The organism is Mesorhizobium sp. P2_F5, assembly GCF_056403715.1.
Window position 1 is genome coordinate 148,281 of record NZ_JBFUEY010000001.1, and the last position, 16,221, is coordinate 164,501.

General features: G+C 63.7%; 19 protein-coding genes. 11 read left to right on the forward strand and 8 right to left on the reverse strand.

What is annotated here, in order from left to right; all coding sequences use genetic code 11:
* Nucleotides 1-73 precede the first annotated feature (73 nt).
* Together AC1DYO_RS00685 and rpe are read right to left on the reverse strand one after the other, a co-directional pair.
* Nucleotides 74-805, reverse strand: a complete 732-nt coding sequence (locus tag AC1DYO_RS00685; RefSeq protein WP_477259334.1) for a GntR family transcriptional regulator — start codon at nt 803-805, stop codon at nt 74-76.
* A gap of 470 nt (nt 806-1,275) precedes the next feature.
* On the reverse strand, nt 1,276-1,953 hold the full coding sequence (rpe, locus tag AC1DYO_RS00690) for a ribulose-phosphate 3-epimerase (RefSeq protein WP_477259336.1): 678 nt from the start codon (nt 1,951-1,953) through the stop codon (nt 1,276-1,278).
* A gap of 328 nt (nt 1,954-2,281) precedes the next feature.
* Here rpe and AC1DYO_RS00695 point away from each other — a divergent pair, with 328 nt between their 5' ends.
* Complete coding sequence (locus AC1DYO_RS00695; protein ID WP_477259338.1) at nt 2,282-2,731, forward strand: universal stress protein; 450 nt, start codon at nt 2,282-2,284, stop codon at nt 2,729-2,731.
* A gap of 18 nt (nt 2,732-2,749) precedes the next feature.
* Here AC1DYO_RS00695 and AC1DYO_RS00700 read toward each other — a convergent pair whose 3' ends face one another.
* Nucleotides 2,750-3,700, reverse strand: a complete 951-nt coding sequence (locus AC1DYO_RS00700; protein ID WP_477259340.1) for a D-alanyl-D-alanine carboxypeptidase family protein — start codon at nt 3,698-3,700, stop codon at nt 2,750-2,752.
* Nucleotides 3,701-4,073: 373 nt separating this feature from the next.
* Here AC1DYO_RS00700 and AC1DYO_RS00705 point away from each other — a divergent pair, with 373 nt between their 5' ends.
* The 4 genes from AC1DYO_RS00705 (at nt 4,074) to AC1DYO_RS00720 (ending at nt 8,245) form a co-directional block, all read left to right on the forward strand.
* Nucleotides 4,074-5,885: a methyl-accepting chemotaxis protein gene (locus tag AC1DYO_RS00705; protein WP_477259342.1), complete on the forward strand. Its 1,812-nt coding sequence runs from the start codon at nt 4,074-4,076 to the stop codon at nt 5,883-5,885.
* Between the two features lie 123 nt (nt 5,886-6,008).
* A complete protein-coding gene (locus AC1DYO_RS00710; RefSeq protein WP_477259344.1) occupies nt 6,009-7,100 on the forward strand; it encodes a hypothetical protein in 1,092 nt (363 codons plus the stop codon).
* Between the two features lie 88 nt (nt 7,101-7,188).
* Nucleotides 7,189-7,809 carry a nucleoside triphosphate hydrolase gene (locus AC1DYO_RS00715; RefSeq protein ID WP_477259346.1) on the forward strand — a complete coding sequence of 207 codons (621 nt, stop codon included), beginning with the start codon at nt 7,189-7,191 and terminating at the stop codon, nt 7,807-7,809.
* An 85-nt stretch (nt 7,810-7,894) separates the two neighbouring features.
* Nucleotides 7,895-8,245 carry a hypothetical protein gene (locus tag AC1DYO_RS00720; protein WP_477259347.1) on the forward strand — a complete coding sequence of 117 codons (351 nt, stop codon included), beginning with the start codon at nt 7,895-7,897 and terminating at the stop codon, nt 8,243-8,245.
* Between the two features lie 111 nt (nt 8,246-8,356).
* On the opposite strand, the gene AC1DYO_RS00725 is transcribed toward AC1DYO_RS00720, so the two are convergent.
* From AC1DYO_RS00725 to AC1DYO_RS00735, 3 genes are all read right to left on the reverse strand, one after another.
* Complete coding sequence (locus tag AC1DYO_RS00725) at nt 8,357-9,061, reverse strand: glutathione S-transferase family protein (RefSeq protein ID WP_477259349.1); 705 nt, start codon at nt 9,059-9,061, stop codon at nt 8,357-8,359.
* Nucleotides 9,062-9,211: 150 nt separating this feature from the next.
* Nucleotides 9,212-10,420: a beta-ketoacyl-[acyl-carrier-protein] synthase family protein gene (locus AC1DYO_RS00730; protein WP_477259351.1), complete on the reverse strand. Its 1,209-nt coding sequence runs from the start codon at nt 10,418-10,420 to the stop codon at nt 9,212-9,214.
* A gap of 5 nt (nt 10,421-10,425) precedes the next feature.
* A complete protein-coding gene (locus AC1DYO_RS00735; RefSeq protein ID WP_023671226.1) occupies nt 10,426-10,680 on the reverse strand; it encodes an acyl carrier protein in 255 nt (84 codons plus the stop codon).
* Between the two features lie 214 nt (nt 10,681-10,894).
* Between AC1DYO_RS00735 and AC1DYO_RS00740 the strand changes: the two genes are divergently transcribed.
* The 5 genes from AC1DYO_RS00740 to AC1DYO_RS00760 are packed head-to-tail and all read left to right on the forward strand — an operon-like array spanning nt 10,895 to nt 13,272.
* Entirely contained in the window at nt 10,895-11,737 is an 843-nt protein-coding gene (locus AC1DYO_RS00740; protein WP_477259353.1) for an urease accessory protein UreD, read from the forward strand.
* 30 nt (nt 11,738-11,767) lie between these two features.
* On the forward strand, nt 11,768-12,070 hold the full coding sequence (locus tag AC1DYO_RS00745) for an urease subunit gamma (RefSeq protein WP_023693076.1): 303 nt from the start codon (nt 11,768-11,770) through the stop codon (nt 12,068-12,070).
* Nucleotides 12,071-12,080: 10 nt separating this feature from the next.
* Nucleotides 12,081-12,335: a DUF1272 domain-containing protein gene (locus AC1DYO_RS00750; RefSeq protein WP_477259355.1), complete on the forward strand. Its 255-nt coding sequence runs from the start codon at nt 12,081-12,083 to the stop codon at nt 12,333-12,335.
* Between the two features lie 28 nt (nt 12,336-12,363).
* On the forward strand, nt 12,364-12,957 hold the full coding sequence (locus AC1DYO_RS00755) for a HupE/UreJ family protein (RefSeq protein WP_477259357.1): 594 nt from the start codon (nt 12,364-12,366) through the stop codon (nt 12,955-12,957).
* A gap of 9 nt (nt 12,958-12,966) precedes the next feature.
* Nucleotides 12,967-13,272, forward strand: coding sequence for an urease subunit beta (locus AC1DYO_RS00760; RefSeq protein WP_142867982.1), 306 nt, complete (start codon nt 12,967-12,969; stop codon nt 13,270-13,272).
* Nucleotides 13,273-13,298: 26 nt separating this feature from the next.
* Here the strand turns inward: AC1DYO_RS00760 and AC1DYO_RS00765 are convergent, their stop codons facing one another.
* Both AC1DYO_RS00765 and AC1DYO_RS00770 read right to left on the reverse strand, forming a co-directional pair.
* A complete protein-coding gene (locus tag AC1DYO_RS00765) occupies nt 13,299-13,784 on the reverse strand; it encodes a hypothetical protein (RefSeq protein WP_477259360.1) in 486 nt (161 codons plus the stop codon).
* A 129-nt stretch (nt 13,785-13,913) separates the two neighbouring features.
* On the reverse strand, nt 13,914-14,276 hold the full coding sequence (locus AC1DYO_RS00770; protein WP_477259362.1) for a hypothetical protein: 363 nt from the start codon (nt 14,274-14,276) through the stop codon (nt 13,914-13,916).
* A 178-nt stretch (nt 14,277-14,454) separates the two neighbouring features.
* Here AC1DYO_RS00770 and ureC point away from each other — a divergent pair, with 178 nt between their 5' ends.
* A complete protein-coding gene (gene ureC, locus AC1DYO_RS00775) occupies nt 14,455-16,167 on the forward strand; it encodes an urease subunit alpha (RefSeq protein ID WP_477259364.1) in 1,713 nt (570 codons plus the stop codon).
* The last annotated feature ends 54 nt before the right edge of the window (nt 16,168-16,221 follow it).

The window sequence follows — 16,221 nt, forward strand, 5'->3', positions numbered from 1 at the left end:
TGGCCTCGAAAAAAAACAACCGCTTTTCGGGAAACCGCAGCAAGCAGATTTCGGATCGAAACAGGAAGTGCCGCTATCTGCGGCCGCGGAGCGCCTTGCCGACCCGGTGATCGCCGCTTTCGTTGAAGCGCTCCATGCACATGGCTGCCGTCAGACGGTAGTGGTTGAGCAGGGCTTCGACGGCGCCATCGGCATCGCCATCCACGGCGCGCTCGGCGATCAGGCGATGCTCGCCGATTTCGTCGCGCTCGGCCCCCTCTTGGGAGATCAGCCGGTAGCGCGAGGCCTGATCGGAAAGCTGGTCGCAAAAGCCGGTCAGCCAATGCGACCGGCAGCCCGCGATCAGTGCCCGATGGAAAGCGCGATGCAGCCTTTCCCATTCCGGATTGTTCGAGGACGGATCCTCCGGCAAACGGCGCTGTGCGCGCGCCAGGCGATGCAAGGCCAGCACCAGCTGCTCTTCCCATTCACCGGTGCGGTTGGCAATGGATTCACGCAGCGCCCGCTCTTCCAGCCAGCAACGGGTGCGTGTCAATTCCTCGAGCTCCGGGGCACTGACCGGCATGATGAAGAAACCGCGCTGGTCGTGGCGGCCGAGCAGGCCTTCCGAAGCAAGCCGGTTTAGCGCCTCGCGAACCGGTGAGGCACCGGCGCCGTAACGGGAAACCACCCATTCGACACGAAGCTTGCTTTCACTTTCAAACACGCCGCGCAGGAGATCGTCGCGAAGCTGTTGATAGACCGTACTGGCGAGTGTGCTCTTGGCCCCCGCGCTTTCGCTCGTATCGGCAGATCCGTAGGTCAATATGACTCCTATCGCTCTCCCATGCTCCGCCAGCCCGTTCGCGAAGCAAACGATTCGCCCGTACTTGTACTATATGCCTTGAGGCATCCATGGCTCAAGGGAAGATCACGATATTCGACTTAAAGAGGAGGGTTTGCACATCTTACTCAGGGGAAGTAACGAATATCGTGAAAAACTTGTTCTTGTGAAGAAACTTTGCCTCATGGTGCGGCTCGCGTCTTCGCGACATGGTTGTGAGGTCAGGAATACGGGTAATTTTTTCTTAACGCGCGTCAGCTTGTCGAACTGGCCCCTCCCGCGACGGGATGCCTTCGGCGTTCGCCCACTATATTTTGACTATAAAATGTAGTGCCGGATGTCGTGATCGTGTCGCCCGCCGTGATGGTCCGACCTGTCGACTGCCGCAAAGATCAGGCCGAGAGACCAGTCCAAGAGATCAGAACCGTCGGAAATTTGTCTTGAGGCCGATGTCAGCCGGCAGCCCGGTCGGCCGCGGTTCGGATGGCTTCGATATTGGCCCGGTAGGCTTCGACGCTGCCGCCCTTGAAGATGGCGGCGCCCGCCACCAGCACGTCGGCGCCGGCTGATGTGACCAGGGGAGCGGTCTCCGGCGACACGCCGCCGTCGATCTCGATGCGGATCGGCCGGTTGCCGATCAGCGCCTTGACCCGCTTGACCTTGTCGATCATGGCCGGGATGAAGGCCTGGCCGCCAAAGCCCGGATTGACGGTCATGATCAGGATCAGGTCGAGCCGGTCGAGCACATATTCGATCGCGCTTTCCGGTGTCGCCGGATTGAGCGACACGCCAGCCCTCTTGCCGAGATCCTTGATGGTCTGCAGCGAACGGTCGAGATGCGGTCCGGCCTCCGCATGCACGGTCATGCCGTCACAGCCGGCGTCGGCAAAGGCGGCCAGATAGGGATCGGCCGGCGCAATCATCAGATGGCAATCGAAGAAGGCCTTGGTGCGGTTGCGGATGGCCTTGATCACTGGCGGGCCGAAGGTGATGTTGGGCACGAAATGCCCGTCCATGACATCGAGGTGGATCCAGTCGGCGCCGGCCGCGGCCACCGCCTCGACCTCGTCGCCGAGCTTCGAGAAATCCGACGCCAGCACCGATGGCGCGATCAGGGTCTTCCTGCTCATGATGCAGCCCTTTTTGAGCGCCCTGTTTGCGGGCGCTATCTGACGATTGCCTAGACCATGATCCCGAAAAGGGAAAGTCGCTATTTGCTGCGCCGGCAGCGGCCGCTCGGATGCTTCGCCTGCCGGTGCGCAATTCTTGTGATCGAGCAGGTCCGGCGCCCGCAGGCAGCGTGCCCGCTGGCGCCATGGTCATCGCCGGCTGGCCCCATCGTGACCCTGTGGCCAGACTGATGGGGCGCTTATATCCAGAAGACAGCTGACGGTGTCGCCACGAAGCGCTTCGCCAGGCCACCCGGGCAATGGATGGCCCAGAACAGGGGTTACCACCATGTACAAGCATATTCTCATCGCCACCGACGGATCGGAACTCGCCGGCAAGGGCGTTGCTCACGGGCTGACGCTGGCCAACAGCCTTGCGGCCGCCGTCACCTTCGTCAATGTCTCCGAGCCGTTTCCGGTCCTTGCCTGGGGCGGGGCTGTCGCCGGGTTCGCGGCCGGCGACGAACTGGTCAACTATGAGGAAAATGCCCGCCGCTATGCCACTGACGTGCTGGACCGCTGCAAGGCCTCGGCCGACGAACTCGGCGTGCCCGCAAAGACATTGCACATTGAAAACAAGACACCCGCCGAAGGCATCCTCGACGTCGCCCGCACCGAGGCCTGCGACCTGATCGTTATGGCTTCGCATGGCCGCCGGGGCCTCGGCCGCCTGCTGCTCGGCAGCCAGACCGCGGAAGTGCTGTCGCTGACGGAGACGCCGGTTCTGGTGGTGCGGTAGGGTCGATCGAGCCGGCCGCTATTGAGCTGGTACCCCGGGAAGCGCCGAATCCGGCAGACCGGGAAGCGGCGAAGCCGGTTGCTGCTGCCGGGCAAACATCAGCCGCGTCTTCGTGTCGGCCATCGTCGGCGAGAGGCTGCGCTGGATCAGCGCTTCGACATGGTCGTTGCGCTGGCGGGCGCTGTCGGCGCCCATCACCACCACGATCAGATGCCGGCCGTCGGCATTGTAGGAGGTTACGATGTTGTAGCCGGAGGCCCTGATATAGCCGGTCTTGATGCCATCGACGCCGCGCACCCGTCCCAGCATGTCGTTGTGGCCGCGCACCAGCCGGCCGCGGAACATGAAATCGCTTTCGGAGAAATAGTGGAAGTGCTGCGGGAAGCGATTACGCAGCGCCATACCCAGCACCGCCATGTCGCGCGCCGTCGTGTATTGGCCGTCGTCGGGCAGGCCGCAGGCGTTTTGGAAATTGGTGCTGGTCATGCCGAGCTGGCGCGCCTTCGAGGTCATCATGGCGGCGAACTGGTCCTCCGAGCCGCCGAGATATTCGCCGACCGCCACCGCCACGTCATTGGCCGATTTCACCACCATCGCCCGGATGGCGGAATCGACGTCGATCGTCTCGCCACGCCGGAAGCGCAACTTCGTCGGTGGCTGCCGGGCGGCGTGGTCCGAGACAGGGATCTGCGTCTCCTTGGAGACGCGGCCGGACTCCAGCGCCTCGAACAGCAGATAGAGCGTCATCATCTTGGTCAGCGACGCCGGATAGCGTTGCGCCGTCGAACTGACCTCGAACAGCGTCTTGCCTGAGCCGGCATCGACGACGATGGCCGCATATTTCTCCTGCGCCGCCGGCACCGCCAGCACGCTATCGGCCGGCGCGGTGGTGCTGCAGCCGGCAACGAAGACGAGCAGCAGCAAGGCGGCAAATTTCTGGATGAGGGAGGGGAAATGGAAGTCGGGCAAGGCAAGTCCGGCGTTGCTGAGAGGGCCGGAACCTAGCCTAACCCATTGCCTTCGTCCATTTGGTTAACGGCGCCGGCAACGGATTATAGGGGATTCGCTGCCCATCACTCGCTCTCAAAGGTCCCCCTCACCCGGATTGCCAACCGAATTGCGAAGAGCAATTCGGGCCAATCCGACCTCTCCCCGAGGGGAGAGGAGGAAGCCGGCGATGGTGCTCGTCTCTTCTCCCCTCGGGGAGAAGGTGGCCGCGAAGCGGCCGGATGAGGGGGCCTTCTATCGTCCACCCGCCCCGAAATCGCCTGTTTACTGTCCTGTTTTGCCTGCGGGGTCGCGCTGCTGCTATAGAGGCGGCAATTGCGTGGGGGATTTGACAATGACCGGTGACTTCGGCGCGGCTGCGCCATCTCTTATCAGGGCATCGCTCAGCCGCACCGGCAAATGGGCCGGCAGCGTCGCTTTCATCGGTGGTGCCGCCTCCGACATCCTCAATCCGCTGGCGCCGTTCGCTGCCTATATCGCGCTGGTCGCTTCGGTTGCCGCCGTCATCATCGCCATCGCCATCGTGCTGCGGCTAGTGCTGGCCGCCAGGGCGCTGCCGGCGCTGATCTTTGCCACCAGCGCTGCAGCCGTTGCCGGCGGCGTTTACGGCCTGCAGCAACAGACCAATTCGCAGAACGGGATCATCGCCGGCCTGGTGCCGGCCATCGCGCAACTGCAGCAGCAGATGGGCATCGTCTCGGCCAGGGTGGCCAAAATCGAGCAGACGGTGACCGAGACGCAGCAGACGGTCGACCAGGTCAAGCAGTCGACCGACGCGGTGGCGAAAAAGACCGAGGAGATTGCGTCCAACCAGCAGCAGCAGACCGAACAGGGCGCCCAGACGCAAAAGACCGTAGATCAGGTCAAGCAGACCACCGAAACGCTTGCTGCCGGCCAGCAGAAACAGGCCGAGCAGGCCGACAAGCTGCAGGCGACCACCGAGCAGATCGCCGCCTCCATCGACACCATCGCCAAGGGCTTTGCCGCATTGGCCGCGCAAGGCGGAGCGATTGCCGAGCCGAAGCGGCCCGACGAATTCTACCACAATGCCCGCGTCTACGAGCTGTCCGGCGACATGCTCAATGCCCGCCGCTCCTATCTCGCTTTTGCCGGCTTCGACGTCGACGCCGTCGATCCCTACACCCGCTTTGCCACGCTGCTGCGCGTGCAGGACGGCAAGGCCGGTGCCCGCGAAGTGTTCGGCCAGCTTGCCGACAAGGCCAAGGCATTGTCGATCAAGCTGGTCCATATCCTGCAGTTCGACGATGCTCAGCGTCTCGACAAGCTCAATGCCTTCATCGCGGCCAATCCGGATTTCGCGCCGGCCTATTATCTGCTCGCGCAGGAGTTTTCCGAGGACCGCCTCGGCGTCCAGTCGCTGTCCGACAAGCGCAGCGAAGCGACCGCGCTGACCAAATTCATGGGTTACGAAAAGGATGGCGGTCTGCTCAAATATTTCGTCGACCAGACGCAGCTTGCCGACTGGCTTGACCATAGCCGCAGCCGCCTGACCGCCCTTGGCGACGTGCTCGACCCCGCCCGCTTCGCGCCGTCGCTGACGCCGATGCGCTCCAACGCCGGCTGGACAATCTCCATCTCGCTGCCCGAGGCAGCGACCGGCATTTCCTGGCGACTGGGTGAATCCGGTCCGTTCACCGACACCGGGCTGATGGCGATGAACGACCAGCGCACTGGCAAGCCGATGCCCAATCCGAGCTTCGAATTGCCAGACAGCACCACGGCCACCACCATCGGGGTGAAATATCTCGATCTCAGGGGCCGCGAGACGGGGCCGTTCAACATAAGTTTCGATCCGGAAGCCGCACTCCAGCAGGGCAACAAGCAGATCCTCGACCAGTTCTGGACGTCGTGGATCGCCTTCGACGCCAGCGGCAATCACGGCCTGGTCTATTTCTCGCAGATGCTGTCGTACCGTTGCGGCATCAAGGAGGTGCGCTACAGCCTGAACGGCACGGCGCTCGACAAGGAGATCAAGATGCCGCCTTGCGACAAGAAGGATCCCTACGCCATCCCCTATGACTACCAGCCCTACTTCAAGGTCGCCGACAGCGTGACGTCGATGGCGGTGCAGGTCACCTACACCGACGGCACCAAGTCGCCGGTCAGGGAATACAAGCGGCAGTAGGCGCCGACCCTCCCCCTTGTGGGGAGGGTGAAAATAGCCCTGATGCAAAATGCGGGAAGCTGTGCTTGCGCATCCGTCGCGGAGCGGGTTTGTTCGCTCCCATCAGAATCAGCAGGTGCACGGATGGATACGGTCACGATCAAGGCAAAAGGCATCTCGGTCACGCTCGACCTCTCCGTCGGCCATATCGCCGACATGACGGTCGACAGCGATGGCCGCCAGCTGAAACCGCTGCACCGCGCGCCCTGGGTCGATGCGGGCGAGACGCTGCCGCCGGACCTGCCTGAAGGCACCATTCGGCTGTCGGGCGATTTCCTCTGCGCACCGTTTTCGGCGAGCGATATCGAGGCCGCGCCGCTGCATGGCTGGCCGGCCAACAGCGGCTGGGATGTCGTTGCCAGCGAAGCGACATCAGACGGCTGGCGGGCTGTGTTCCGGCTGCGCCGTACGGTGATGGGTGCCACGGTCGACAAGATCTTCACGCTTCGTAACAGTCATCCCTTCCTCTACCAGGAACATGTCTTTTCCGGCGGCTCGGGCGCCGTTTCCGTCGCCCACCATCCGATGACAGCGATGCGCGACGGCGGCAGGCTGGCCTTTTCGCCGAAGCGCTTTGTGGCGACGCTGGACACACCGCTGGAGCCCGACCCGGCCCGCGGCCGCTTCCGGCTTGCCTATCCCGCGCGCACCACCGATCTGACACGCTTTCCGGCCACCGGCGGCGGCACGCTCGATCTCACCGACTACCGCATGGAGGATCAGCGCGAGGATTTCATCACCATGGTCGAGGCCGATCATGGCGGTCCGGGCTGGACGGCGCTGGCGCGCCGGGCCGAACAGGATCTGGTTCTGGTGCTGAAGAACCCGGCCGAACTGCCGGTCACCATGCTGTGGTTCAGCAATGGCGGCCGCGACTACGCCCCGTGGAGCGGCCGCCATCGCGGCGTGCTCGGCATCGAGGACGGCCGCGCCGCTGTCGGCCATGCCGCATCGATCGGCGACAACTGGCTGAAGCGCGAATGCGTGGCGACCGCCTTTGCGCTCGGCGGCGAAGTCTCCTTCCGCCATGTCATCGGCGCGCTGCCGCAGGCTAGCGGCGAGCCGCCGCGCGATATCGTCACGGCCGATGGTCAGATGCGCCTGGTGGCAGCAGATGGCTCGACCCGCGACGTCGCCTTCGACAGCGATTTCCTGCGCATCGGCAAGTCGGCGTAGCCTGCCGGCATCGCAAATCCCGGTTTGAAATTTCCGCCAACAGCCGCCAAGATGAGGGCTGAAACCATCCGGCTGCAAAAAGGCTCTCATGTCCGAAATCGCCCATCTCGCCGCCACCATCTTCAAGCGCGCCGGCAAGGCGAAGCGCTTCATCGTCGCCATTGCCGGCCCGCCCGGCGCCGGCAAGTCGACGCTGTCGGCCGGCCTGCATGATCTGTTGCCGGAAGGCGCCTCGGAAGTCGTGCCGATGGACGGGTTTCACTATGACGACATCGTGCTCAACCAGCGCGGTCTGAGGCCAAGAAAAGGCGCGCCTGAAACCTTCGATTTCGCCGGTTTCGAAACGCTGTTGAAGCGCATCCGTTCGGGCGAGCCCGACATCGCCGTCCCGGTGTTCGACCGCAGCATGGAATTGTCGCGCGCCGCGGCGTCCATCGTTGCCGCCGAGACCAAATTCATCCTGGTCGAGGGCAATTACCTGCTGCTCGACGAGGAGCCGTGGTCGCGGCTGGCGCCCTTGTTCGACTTCACCATCTTTGTCGATGTGCCGCGTACCGAACTCGAGCGCCGGCTGCTGGTGCGCTGGCACGAGCATGGCCGTTCCGACGAAGACGCCCGCGCCTGGATCGCTTCCAACGACATGCCCAACATCGATCGCGTGCTTGGCCGCCGGCGTTCCGCCGACCTGGTTGTCGGCGATCCCGCTTAATTCTCAGCAATTCCGAACGGGAACCTTAAGACTTTCAGGTCGTTATCCCTCACGAGGCAACTTAGCCACAGAGGGATTTCGTCCGATGGCAACCAAAGCAAGAAAACCCGCAGCCGCCAAATCCAGGGCAACGCCAGCCAAGGCCACTCAGGCAAAAGCAGGCGCAGGCCCTGCAATTGCGGAGCGCTCCAGGGATGCAAAGCTGGCTTTCGGCAAGGCGGCGCCGAAGAAGGTGGTGCCGGGCGTAGCGGCCAAGGTGGCGACAAAGCACGCCAAGGCCAAGAAGCCGGCAACCAGCGGCAGCTCGGTGGGTACCATGCGCAATGTAGCCAACGTCGCCGCCGGCGCGGTTGTCGCCACCGCCAGGGGCGCGGCCTCGTTCGCCGCGTCTGTCATGGGCAGAGGCGCCTCCAAGGCCAAAGCCAAGGCAAAGTAGAGCAATTCCAGGAAAAGTGTGAAGCGGTTTTCCCGGGAAAAGCGCGGAGCGCTTTCCCTTGGGAATTGCGTCAAGCAAAAGGGAAAAGCCGCTTTCAAGCGGCTTTGATCATCAGGCCTTGGCGGGGATGGTGAGGCCTCGTTGCACCGCAGGCCGCGCCAGGCCGCGCTCCAACCATGCCGCGACGGTGGGGAAGTCGTCGAAGCCGACAAGTTCGCGCGCTTCGTAGAAGCCGATCAGGTTGCGCACCCAGCCCAGCATCGAGATGTCGGCGATGGTGAAATCGTCATCCATGATCCAGCGGCGGCCCTTCAGCCTTGTCTCCATCACGCTGATAAGCCGCCGCGATTCGTTGCGGTAGCGGTCCAGCGGCCGCTTGTCGGCGATCTCTCGCCCGGCGAACTTGTTGAAAAAGCCGACCTGTCCGAAGATCGGTCCGATCGCCGCCATCTGGAAGAACACCCACTGGATGGTTTCGTAGCGCCGCGCCGGATCGGCCGGGATCAGCTTGCCGGTCTTGTCGGTGAGGTAGAGCAGGATAGCGCCGGATTCGAACAGGCCGAACGGCTTGCCGCCAGGCCCGTCGGGGTCGATGATTGCCGGTATCTTGCCGTTCGGATTCAGTGACAGGAATTCCGGCGTCCAGCTCTGGTCCTTGCCGATCTCGACCAGATGCGCCTCGTAGGGCAGGCCGAGTTCTTCGAGCGCGATCGACACTTTCACGCCGTTCGGCGTCGTCGCCGAATAGAGCTGCAGGCGGTCGGGATGGCTGGCCGGCCAACGCTTGGTGATCGGAAAAGCGGACAGGTCGGTCATCGAAAGCTCCGGTCGGGAATTTGGCGCGGCATCGCGCCGTTTGGCGGGTTGCGAAGGATTATCCGCGGCGACTTTGCCGATCAACCGACCGGCAGTGCACACACAGTCTTCATCAGCAGTCCGGCTGCCTGTGGTCAGATCGCTTTGCCGTCAGACTGCCTTGAACGCCACCACGGCATTGGTGCCGCCAAAGGCAAAACCGTTGCTGATCGCCGCCCGCACCTTGCGCTCGCGCGCCACATTGGGCGTGACGTCGAGATCGCAATCGGGATCGGCCTGCCGGAAATTGGCTGTCGGCGGCACGATGCCTTCGCGGATCGCCATCACGCAGGCGATCATCTCCAGGCCGCCCGAGGCGCCGAGGCAATGGGCATGCATGGACTTGGTCGACGACACCGAGAGCTTGTAGGCATGATCGCCGAACACGCGCTTGATCGCGGCCGTCTCGATCTGGTCGTTGGCCTTGGTGCCGGTGCCGTGGGCGTTGAGATAGTCGACGTCCTCGGGGTTGAGCCCGGCGTCGGCCAGGCAGGCGCGCATCGCCGCTGTCGGTCCTTCGACAGTCGGCGCGACGATGTCGGATGCGTCGGCGGAAAGACCGGCCCCGGCAATCTCGGCCAGAATGTCGGCGCCGCGCGCCATGGCATGCTCGTAGCTTTCCAGCACCGCCATGGCCGCACCTTCGCCGAGCGACAGGCCCTGACGGTCGGCCGAGAACGGCCGGCACGTATCGGGCGCCAGCACCCGCAGCGCTTCCCAACCCTTCAGAATGCCCCAGACCAGCGGCGCATCGGTGCCGCCGGCGACCATGACGTCGGCGCGGCCAAGGCGGATTTGATCGACCGCCGAGGCAAAAGCGTGATTGGACGACGAGCAGGCCGAGGTGACGCCGAAAACCGGCCCGCGCAGGCCGAGATTCATGCTGACATGGCCCGATGCCGCGCTTGGCATGACTTTCGGCACGGTGAAGATGCCGGCCCGGTTCTTTCCGTCGATCAGGATGGCGCGATAGTTTTCCTCGATCGCTTCCCACCCGCAAACGCCGACGCCGACCACCGTGCCCATCCGGTAGGTGGTGGCTTCGTTCGACGTCAGGCCGGCGTGCTGCATGGCCTCGCGCGCCGCGATCGTCGCCAACAGGCTGAAGCGGTCCATCGACACGGTCTGCTTGTGGCCGATGCCATGCTCGGGCATCGCCTTGATCTCGCAGCCGACCTTGACCTTCAAATCATGCAGCAGCGGGTTGTCGATCTGGCCGATCGCCGAACGTCCGGCGCGCATTTCGTTCCAGATCGCAGGCGCATTGGTGCCGAGCCCACATATGCCGCCGATGCCGGTAATGACGACGCGCTTTTGCATTCAGCTCAAGCTTTTTTCGCGATCAGCGCGCGAACAGCCTCAACCATATCGCCGACATTCTTCAGATTGCTCCATGCATCGACCGTGTTCATCTCGATCTCGATGCCGTACTGCTCCTCGAGATCGAAGATGATCTCGGTCAGTTCCAAGGAATGGATGCCAAGCGCGGTCAATTCCGTATTGGTGGTGATCTCTTCGCCGCCGGGCTCCGCATGTGCCCTGATCTTGGCGATGATTTCCGTTGCCAGCTCGTCAGCCATTCGATTCCTTCCCCAATTTTTTCATTTCGGGTGCCGATCGGTTGGCGCCCCTGTTGCCTGGAATGAAAATCGCCGTCGCCTTCAAAACCCCGCCAGGCGCGGCATGACCGTTCCAAAGAGGCTCCCTCTATAGAAACGGAAACGCTGTCAAGCAACAAGCTATATCAACAAGCACCATATCGACAAAGCGGCCGGAGTGCTTAACGTTGGGGCGATGGATACGTTGCAACATGGCTTGATCTCGGCTCAGTCGGCCCAGCGCGTCGCCGGTGCGGCTCGGCTTGCATGCGGCGTCAGTGCCGGCCGCACGAGGCTTTCGCGCCTCTATCAGGACGGATCGGCCAAGATCCGCATGCCGGCCGTCGCGGCCGATCCGCTCGAAGCCGTGCTCATCAACACCGCGGGCGGGCTGACTGGCGGCGATCGGCTTGGCTGGGAGATAGATGTCGGCGCCGGCGCTTCCGCTTCCATAACCACCCAGGCCTGCGAAAAGATCTATCGCGCCGAAAGCGACCGTGCCGAAGTGCGGGTAAAGCTCAGCGTCGGCGTGAACGGCCGCATCGCCTGGCTGCCGCAGGAAACCATCGTCTTCGACCGCTCGGCCTTTGCCCGCACGCTCGACGTCGAGCTTGCCGCAGGCGCCGAGGCATTGCTGCTCGAGGCCACGGTCTTTGGCCGCCTGGCCATGGGCGAACAGGCCGCGCACGGCCATTTCCACGACCGTTGGCGGGTCCGCCAGGACGGCGCGCTCATTCATGCCGAGGATTTCCGCATCGGGCCGGCCATTGCGGCAGCCCTTGGCCGCCCGGCCGTTGCCCGTGGCGCCATTGCCGTGGCGACGCTGCTGATGGTTTCACCGCAGGCCGAAGCCTTGCTCGAGCCGGCCCGCGACATCATCGGCGCCGAGGGCGATGCCAGCGCCTGGAGCGTGAAACAATCTGGCAAGCTTCTTGCGAGGCTGTTTGCCGAGGACGGTTATCAGCTGCGCGAGCGGCTGGTTCCGCTCGTCGAACTGCTCAACGGGCGGGCCGGTCTGCCCAAATTATGGTCACTCTGAACCAAATCCAGGCCAAATCCAGGAAAGCGCATGAACCTTACGCCGCGTGAAAAGGACAAGCTGCTCATCGCCATGGCGGCGATCGTGGCGCGCAAGCGGCTGGAACGCGGCGTCAAGCTCAATCACCCCGAAGCGATCGCGCTGATCACAGATTTCGTCGTCGAGGGCGCCCGCGACGGCCGCCCGGTCGCCGAACTGATGGAGGCCGGCGCCCATGTCGTCACCCGTGCGCAGGTCATGGAAGGCATCGCCGAGATGATCCACGACGTCCAGGTCGAGGCGACATTTCCCGACGGCACCAAGCTGGTGACCGTGCACGAACCGATCAGGTGAGGAGGCAGCGATGCTCGAACTCAGGCCCAATTGCGAATGCTGCGACAAGGACCTGCCGCCGGAAGCCACGGATGCGCTGATCTGCACCTTTGAATGCACCTTCTGCGCCGTCTGTGTGGAAAACGTGTTGGGTGGCGTCTGCCCGAACTGCGGTGGCAATTTTTCCGCGCGTCCGATCCGGCCGGCAGAGAAGCTGAAGAAATATCCGGCCTCGACCAAACGCGTGCTCAAGGCCGAAGGCTGCGGCCCCCGAAAGGCCGCGTGATTGTTATCCTGAATTGGAAGGTAGACCGATGATCTCCGCTTCAACCAAACGCACTGCGCTTGCCGCAATCCTCCTGCTGGCGGCGGCCATGCCCGCCTATGCCCATGTCGGCATCGGCACCACCTCGTCCTTCACCGCGGGCTTCGCGCATCCGCTGTCCGGTCTCGACCATATGACGGTGATGATCGCCGTTGGTCTGTGGGCCGCGCTCAAGGGCGGCAAGGCGATCTGGGCCTGGCCGCTGGCCTTTGTCGGCGTCATGCTGGTCGGCGGCGCGTTCGGCATGCTGCACGTGCCTGTGCCTTTCGTCGAACCGGGCATTTTGGCCTCCGTCGTCGCGCTTGGCCTGCTGGTGGCACTCGCGGTCGACCTGCCGGTCTCGGCCGGCGTCGCCATCATAGGCCTGTTCGCGCTGTTCCACGGCCATGCCCATGGCACCGAAGTGCCGGAAAATGCCGGCGGGCTTGACTATGTGGCCGGCTTTGCCGTCGCCACCGCGCTTCTCCATGCCGTCGGCATCGCCGCCGGCCTCGGTCTCGGCCTGCGCTTTCGCGGCCTTGCCCGCGCCGCCGGTGCGGCGTGTGCTGCGGTCGGCGTCGGCCTGGTCTTCGGCGTTCTGTGAGGGCCTAGCATGATCCCCGGCGAAGTCATCACCGCAAGCGGCGACATCGAGCTCAACAAGGGTCTGCCGACGGTGACGTTGAAAGTCGCCAACAGCGGCGACCGGCCGATCCAGGTCGGCAGCCACTACCATTTCTTCGAGACCAATGAGGGGCTGAAATTCGATCGCGACAAAGCGCGCGGTATGCGTCTCGATATTGCCGCCGGCACGGCGATGCGCTTCGAGCCGGGACAGCAGCGTGACGTCACGCTGGTGCCGCTCGGAGGAAAACGCGAGGTCTACGGTTTTCAGCAGAAAATCATGGGCAGACTGTGAGATCGACGGCGTCGAGCGCCTCTGGCTCAGCCCGGCGGCTTGGCCGCCGCATAGATGACGAGCTTTCCGGGATCGTCGAATTCGACGGCCAGAACGTCTTGCGCCAACACGCGCCTGGAATCGATCGCGTTGAACAGCAAGGCGTTGGCCTCGATCTCCTCGCGCAATTCCGTGATGTCGTCCTGGTGCTCCTTGACCTTGTTCTCGACAGCCGGCGGCGGACCGCCCTCACTGCGCGCCGCATCGGTGAGGAAGACGATATCGACGCTGTCGAGCTTGGATGTCTTGCGCACTGTGCCGATGTTCTCACGCGTCCGCTCGATCGCGGAGATGATCTTCTTGGTCTGCGTCTCCGTCCGCGCCTCTTCCTGCCGGACATTGGAGCCGACGATCCGGTCCACGGTCTCCTGGCTTTCAACGGTTTGCGCGGCATGCGCATCGAAGGCGGCGAGGAATGCGCAAGCGGCCATGGCGTGCAGCCATCTGGTGTCGGCAAAGGGAATGGTAGGCATCGCTCGCTCCTGGCAGACTTTCCTGCGCAACGCCGCTCGGCGCCAAAGGAACCAAACGACTGCTGCCCGGCGAAGGTTCCCTCCGCAATAGGGCCGGCGGACCGGATACCGGCCCGCCAGGCCCGGTCGTCAGCTCGCCTTCTTGGTGACCAGCGTCAGCGCGCCATCGGTCGTCATGCTGGCGGCCACCACCTGTGCCGAGGTGAGCCCCTTGGCTTCGAGCGCCGACTTGATCTGCGGCGTCGCGTCGATCGAAGAGCGCAGTTTCTGCAGGCCGGCATCGCCACGCTGGGCGATCACCTGATTGACCTGCGTCTGGGTGGCCTGGGGCAATTCGCTAATATCGACGATATTGACCTTCTGGATCGCCGGCGCCGCCGGTTGAGCGCTGGGCGCCGCTGGCTTCGGTTGCGGCGTCGGCTGCTGCTGGGCGCCGGCAATGGTCGCGGAGGCAAGTGTGGCAACGGCTGCAAGAACGATGATTTTGAGCATGGATTTTCCTTCCATCGAATTGGCCAAGGATTTGGCAAACGGGCGGTTTGGGGTGGCACGCCCACCTCAACGGCCAAATGGGATCAGAAGGTGTCGCCGAGTGGGTCATTGCATGACCATTGGATGGCGACGATGTGGAGTTCGGCTGCGGCCAGACCGCTTTGGGGAGCATTGACTGATGGCTAGAATTACCCGCGCCGCCTATGCGCAGATGTACGGTCCGACTGTCGGCGACAAGGTGCGGCTTGCCGACACCGAACTGTTCATCGAGGTCGAACAGGACCTCACCATCCATGGTGAGGAAGTGAAATTCGGCGGCGGCAAGGTCATCCGCGACGGCATGGGCCAGAGCCAGGTGTCGCGCGCCCAGGGTGCGGTCGACACCGTCATCACCAATGCGCTGGTGATCGATGCCACGGCCGGCATTTTCAAGGCCGATATCGGCCTCCGCGACGGCCGCATCGCGGCCATCGGCAAGGCCGGAAATCCGGATATGCAGGATGGCGTCACCATCATCATCGGCCCCGGCACCGAGATCATCGCCGGCGAAGGCAAGATCCTGACTGCCGGCGGCTTCGACGCGCATATCCACTTCATCTGCCCGCAGCAGATCGACGAAGCGCTGATGTCGGGCATCACCACCATGCTCGGCGGCGGCACTGGCCCGGCGCACGGCACGCTGGCGACGACCTGCACGCCAGGCCCTTGGCACATGGCGCGCATGATCCAGTCCTTCGACGCTTTCCCGATGAACATCGGCCTGTCGGGCAAGGGCAATGCCTCGCTGCCGGCAGCGCTGGAGGAAATGGTGCTGGGCGGCGCCTGTTCGCTGAAGCTGCATGAGGACTGGGGCACGACGCCGGCGGCCATCGACTGCTGTTTGTCGGTCGCCGACGATTACGACGTGCAGGTGATGATCCACACCGACACGCTGAACGAGTCCGGCTTTGTCGAAAACACCGTCGCGGCGATCAAGGGCCGTACCATCCATGCCTTCCACACCGAAGGCGCCGGCGGCGGCCATGCGCCCGATATCATCAAGGTCTGCGGCCTGCCCAACGTCATTCCGTCATCGACCAATCCGACACGGCCTTACACCGTCAACACGCTGGCCGAGCATCTGGACATGCTGATGGTCTGCCACCATCTGTCGCCGTCGATCCCCGAGGACATCGCTTTTGCTGAAAGCCGCATCCGCAAGGAGACCATCGCGGCCGAAGACATCCTGCACGACATCGGCGCCTTCTCGATCATCTCGTCCGACAGCCAGGCCATGGGCCGCGTCGGCGAGGTGGCGATCCGCACCTGGCAGACCGCCGACAAGATGAAGCGCCAGCGCGGTTCGCTGCCGCAGGAGACCGGCGACAACGACAATTTCCGCGTCCGCCGCTACATCGCCAAATACACCATCAACCCGGCCATCGCGCATGGCCTGTCGAAGGATATCGGCTCGATCGCGGTCGGCAAACGTGCTGATCTCGTGCTTTGGAACCCGGCGTTCTTCGGTGTGAAACCGGACATGGTGCTGATCGGCGGCATGATTGCCGCCGCCCCGATGGGCGACCCCAACGCCTCGATCCCGACGCCGCAGCCGATGCACTACCGCCCGATGTTCGGCGCCTATGGCAAGGCCAGGACCAACTCGTCGGTGACCTTCGTTTCCAAGGCGGCGCTGGAGTCTGGCCTGCACGGCAGGCTCGGCGTCGACAAGCAGTTCGTCGCCGTCGAAAACACCCGCGGCGGCATCGGCAAGCATTCTATGGTGCTCAACGACGCCACGCCGCATGTCGAGGTCGATCCCGAAACCTACGAGGTTCGCGCCGATGGCGAGTTGCTCACCTGCGAGCCGGCAACCGTGCTGCCGATGGCTCAGCGGTATTTTCTGTTTTGAGCGGCCTTGCCGCTCGCCAATCTCAGGAAGCCGTTTAAACCCGTCGTGCTTTAG

What these genes read in the sequence shown, in the direction of transcription:
- AC1DYO_RS00710 (WP_477259344.1), top strand. Translation starts at nt 6,009, where the DNA reads ATGGATACGGTCACGATCAAGGCAAAAGGCATCTCGGTCACGCTCGAC.
- AC1DYO_RS00705 (WP_477259342.1), top strand. Translation starts at nt 4,074, where the DNA reads ATGACCGGTGACTTCGGCGCGGCTGCGCCATCTCTTATCAGGGCATCG.
- AC1DYO_RS00760 (WP_142867982.1), top strand. Translation starts at nt 12,967, where the DNA reads ATGATCCCCGGCGAAGTCATCACCGCAAGCGGCGACATCGAGCTCAAC.
- AC1DYO_RS00770 (WP_477259362.1), bottom strand. Translation starts at nt 14,276, where the DNA reads ATGCTCAAAATCATCGTTCTTGCAGCCGTTGCCACACTTGCCTCCGCG.
- AC1DYO_RS00720 (WP_477259347.1), top strand. Translation starts at nt 7,895, where the DNA reads ATGGCAACCAAAGCAAGAAAACCCGCAGCCGCCAAATCCAGGGCAACG.
- AC1DYO_RS00725 (WP_477259349.1), bottom strand. Translation starts at nt 9,061, where the DNA reads ATGACCGACCTGTCCGCTTTTCCGATCACCAAGCGTTGGCCGGCCAGC.
- AC1DYO_RS00750 (WP_477259355.1), top strand. Translation starts at nt 12,081, where the DNA reads ATGCTCGAACTCAGGCCCAATTGCGAATGCTGCGACAAGGACCTGCCG.
- AC1DYO_RS00755 (WP_477259357.1), top strand. Translation starts at nt 12,364, where the DNA reads ATGATCTCCGCTTCAACCAAACGCACTGCGCTTGCCGCAATCCTCCTG.
- rpe (WP_477259336.1), bottom strand. Translation starts at nt 1,953, where the DNA reads ATGAGCAGGAAGACCCTGATCGCGCCATCGGTGCTGGCGTCGGATTTC.
- AC1DYO_RS00695 (WP_477259338.1), top strand. Translation starts at nt 2,282, where the DNA reads ATGTACAAGCATATTCTCATCGCCACCGACGGATCGGAACTCGCCGGC.
- AC1DYO_RS00740 (WP_477259353.1), top strand. Translation starts at nt 10,895, where the DNA reads ATGGATACGTTGCAACATGGCTTGATCTCGGCTCAGTCGGCCCAGCGC.
- AC1DYO_RS00765 (WP_477259360.1), bottom strand. Translation starts at nt 13,784, where the DNA reads ATGCCTACCATTCCCTTTGCCGACACCAGATGGCTGCACGCCATGGCC.
- ureC (WP_477259364.1), top strand. Translation starts at nt 14,455, where the DNA reads ATGGCTAGAATTACCCGCGCCGCCTATGCGCAGATGTACGGTCCGACT.
- AC1DYO_RS00745 (WP_023693076.1), top strand. Translation starts at nt 11,768, where the DNA reads ATGAACCTTACGCCGCGTGAAAAGGACAAGCTGCTCATCGCCATGGCG.
- AC1DYO_RS00715 (WP_477259346.1), top strand. Translation starts at nt 7,189, where the DNA reads ATGTCCGAAATCGCCCATCTCGCCGCCACCATCTTCAAGCGCGCCGGC.
- AC1DYO_RS00730 (WP_477259351.1), bottom strand. Translation starts at nt 10,420, where the DNA reads ATGCAAAAGCGCGTCGTCATTACCGGCATCGGCGGCATATGTGGGCTC.
- AC1DYO_RS00735 (WP_023671226.1), bottom strand. Translation starts at nt 10,680, where the DNA reads ATGGCTGACGAGCTGGCAACGGAAATCATCGCCAAGATCAGGGCACAT.